Source organism: Nitrobacter vulgaris (assembly GCF_031453995.1).
GTDB lineage: Bacteria > Pseudomonadota > Alphaproteobacteria > Rhizobiales > Xanthobacteraceae > Nitrobacter > Nitrobacter vulgaris.
The window spans coordinates 1-3,275 of record NZ_JAVDPZ010000077.1; the positions used below are offsets into that span (position 1 = coordinate 1).

A 3,275-nucleotide genomic window follows, 5' to 3' on the forward strand; every position below is an offset into this window, starting at 1 on the left:
CAACAACAAATCGGCCATGGCGATGTCCCCCAAACATCACCATTGAATCAACCCGCCAGTCCTCTCGCAACAAATTTAATGGGTCCTGAGCCTAGCGCTCGCCCGGCCACCACGCGCACTCGTTCATTGCGCACGGCTCTGCCACTGCCTGATCGCGTCTTTTTTGCCCGCGTCGCTTTCGACGCGGGCGGAGCACTGGCCACACTTGATCACGTAGCCAAGGCCATGGCTGGTGCCCACGGTGTACGGTCGCCCGCTGCAGAACGGACACGGCTTCAAAGCCTCGGGGAACGTCTCGCTCGGGATTGCTTCGATGTCGGTCACGTGCGCTCCTGCGCCTAGAGTCTGTCCGCGCATCATCGAAACAATGTCATGACGGCGGTACCGGCCGCGTAGATGGCCCCGAAGATGGTCGCGCCGATCAACGCGCCGATCAAGGCTTGCGCCCAAGGCGGAAGATTCATCATTTTAGACCTCGATCACGCCAGTCTATGCTCTCCTTTGATTTTGCGGGGGGCGGTCTTGGAAAATTTTCCATAATCCCTGATGGGCGAACGAATCCGATCGCTGCCTCACAGGGCTCCCCCGGACGCCGTCAGCATACTGCCGGTAGCTTAGGCTTCCAGCATTGAGGCCACTGACGCCGCGTTGACGTAACCGCAGGCTGCCAGATCGGCAGCAGTCGCCCGCAATGAGTTGCCGCGCTTGCGCCCGCCACAGCCCCTTGCGTCGCGCGCCTTGAACTTTGCAACGAAAGTAGTCACATGGAAAAAAGGGGGAGATCAAATCAGAACACAGGTGGAGCTATGACCAGCAATGAAAACAAGCGAGTGGTGGTCATGGATGCCCTACGTTTACTCAGGTTAGAAACATCTCCTATGGAAGATGGTGTAGCACGCATTACAATTGTGGGTTTGTCGGAAGCTGCAGACGCGATCCTCGCAGCTGATCTTGTGCAGGATGAATCGGCCATTCGTTACGATGAACGGGAAAAATGCGCAAAGGTGGCTGATGATCAGGTTGAAAATTTCGATAAGACGGCTGGAGACGAGCCTCTCGCCACAACGATGCTGAAAAAGGAAGTAGCAACCAAAATCGCCAATGCTATTCGTTCAGGCCACGAAAAAAGTGAATGAAACCGGCGCTGACAATTCTAGGAACCATGCTCAATGAGGATCGTAGGGTCGGTTCATTTTACTTCCCGATGTTGTTGAGACCTAGCCCGTTCCATGCCTGAAGCGCGTCGAGCCGGTTCTGCAGGCTCGTCGTCTGCTCGCTCAGCGCCTTCGCAATCTTGGTCTTCACCTCGGCGGGCACCAGCGTTTTCATCTTTTTCTCAAGCGCATCGATCCGGCGAGCCGCCTCGCTGTCAGGATCGAGCGGTACCGGCTTAACGATCTTCGCCTTCAGCTTCTCGATCTCGTCGCTGCGCAACAAAATCTCGGTTCGGGCGATGCGGAGTTCCTGTGTCAGCCGCTTGATCTCGGCTTTCGCGTAGACCAGCGCCTGTGACGCCTCTGCCGAGCCCTTGGCGGCCCTCTGGGAGACCTCCGCGGGTTGTCGCTCCAGAGGCCAGATGATCTCATCGCGCTGGCGGTCCTCAGAGCTCGTCACTCTGACGGCGCCGCGATTAGGCGGGTCGGCTTGACGCAGACGCTCGCGGCGTTTCCGCTGGCGCTCCGCATCCGTCATCGCCTGGTCGCCGATAGGATTGTGGGCCATTCGAGAGCTCATTTATTCGTGGCAGGAAGTGGTGTTTGATCCAAATGCAGATGGCTGAGAGATTGATGAAGCCGAGATAGCTTTCCACGGTCTTGTCAATCTGGTCGCTAGGCGGCATGAGTTCTTCAGCTTGTTGAACAGCGGCTGGAACTTTGGTCCGCCGCTCGGGATGCAACGTGGAAACGGGGGCATGGTCACGGGATCATTAAGCTCCCTTCGCTCGTCCGGTTGTCTGTGCTGCACTTGCTCACAAGGCTTCTATCCGGCAGCGATCTCATTGTCTCAACATCTAAGTGGAATGGCCACAATCACTAGCCCTGCACTGCTGGCGCTCGAAGGCGCGGCGGTTGAAGGTAATCTGGGACGCCGCTGAAAACTCTTTGCCGTTGGCGTTGACGTAGCCCCGGGGCTGCCAGATCGGCAGCTATGGCTCGTAGGGAATTGCCGCGCTTGCGCCGGCGCAGCCTTTTGGCGATCTGCACCATCTGGGGATTGATCTCGCCATGACTCTTGCGATTTTCGCACTTGCCCGTGATGAGCCGCTTGCGCTCGCGCGCGGCCTTGAGCTTTGCAACGAGCCTGGCCTTTTCATACTCGGCGAACGAGCCAGCTATCTGGCGCATCATCTTGCGCGAGGGGTCGCTACTGTCGGTCAGGTCATCGCCCCTGGCAGTCAAACTCGGACATCGCGCTTGATCAGCGTCAGGACGCCCAGCTCCTGCGTCACCAGTTCACGGGCGAACCGTGAGGCATGGTTGGTACCGCAGACAACGTCGACATCGTGCCTTGCCATAGCCACGACGACCGCCGCGCCGCGATAGAGCAAAACAAACCGCTGGCCGATTATAGGCGGCGCGTCATCGAGGAGGCAGTTGCGGCGGCTTAGGCGCGCTCGTAACCCGATTTCTTATTTCGGATCGGTTATCGTGGTTCGCCCAAGGCTTCGCTCGTTGATCGATTCCCGCTCGTGGACGAGCGAGCCGACACGGTCGGATAGAAACAAACTCGAGTGCTTGGCAGTCGGTCCTCCAGTGAGTGGCAGTGCGCCCGGACGAATCGTAGTAGGTGGAATCATAGTAGGGCCGCGATTGCGCGAGCGCTTGGGACGCGACCAGGGCGAGGGCGAGGGCGAGTAGGATCCGCTTCATTTCATGCGCGCCAATCATAGGCTGGACGTCCCGGTCCTGAGTTTATCCCGGCTGAGCGCATCATCAAGCGTTCTGGGACCGTCGCGAACAGCCATTGCCAGCTCGCGGGAGTGTCAAAGTACTTAGCGGGCCGGTTAGACTGTAGATATCGCGACGGCGCCGGACATAGTGTGGAACCAAGGCACGGGGTCACGTTTCTCCCTTCCAAACGGAGGAACCCTTTCCATGAAGAGAGTTGCCCTGAGCGCGCTCATTGCCCTTGCCACCACATCGGCGATTGCGCAAACGACGACTGATCAGGACATACTACTGGATCGCGTCTGACATTTGAATCCGGGATGGGATTCCCATCTGACTGGATGCATGCGAGTCTGGCGCATGCGAACCGGAATTTTCATCACCCTT

5 protein-coding genes are annotated in these 3,275 nt (G+C 58.2%); 1 reads left to right on the forward strand and 4 read right to left on the reverse strand.

From position 1 onward, the window contains the following. Positions 1–123 precede the first annotated feature (123 nt). A complete protein-coding gene (locus GGQ85_RS20560) occupies positions 124–324 on the reverse strand; it encodes a Lar family restriction alleviation protein (RefSeq protein WP_309776063.1) in 201 nt (66 codons plus the stop codon). A gap of 482 nt (positions 325–806) precedes the next feature. Here GGQ85_RS20560 and GGQ85_RS20565 point away from each other — a divergent pair, with 482 nt between their 5' ends. Next, positions 807–1,136, forward strand: a complete 330-nt coding sequence (locus tag GGQ85_RS20565) for a hypothetical protein (RefSeq protein ID WP_309776064.1) — start codon at positions 807–809, stop codon at positions 1,134–1,136. Positions 1,137–1,194: 58 nt separating this feature from the next. Here the strand turns inward: GGQ85_RS20565 and GGQ85_RS20570 are convergent, their stop codons facing one another. From GGQ85_RS20570 to GGQ85_RS20580, 3 genes are all read right to left on the reverse strand, one after another. Then, entirely contained in the window at positions 1,195–1,722 is a 528-nt protein-coding gene (locus GGQ85_RS20570) for a hypothetical protein (RefSeq protein WP_309776065.1), read from the reverse strand. A gap of 311 nt (positions 1,723–2,033) precedes the next feature. Further along, positions 2,034–2,399 carry a serine integrase family protein gene (locus tag GGQ85_RS20575; protein ID WP_309776066.1) on the reverse strand — a complete coding sequence of 122 codons (366 nt, stop codon included), beginning with the start codon at positions 2,397–2,399 and terminating at the stop codon, positions 2,034–2,036. Then, a complete protein-coding gene (locus GGQ85_RS20580; protein WP_309776067.1) occupies positions 2,396–2,521 on the reverse strand; it encodes a hypothetical protein in 126 nt (41 codons plus the stop codon). The genes GGQ85_RS20575 and GGQ85_RS20580 overlap by 4 nt, the downstream gene beginning before the upstream one ends. Positions 2,522–3,275 lie beyond the last annotated feature (754 nt).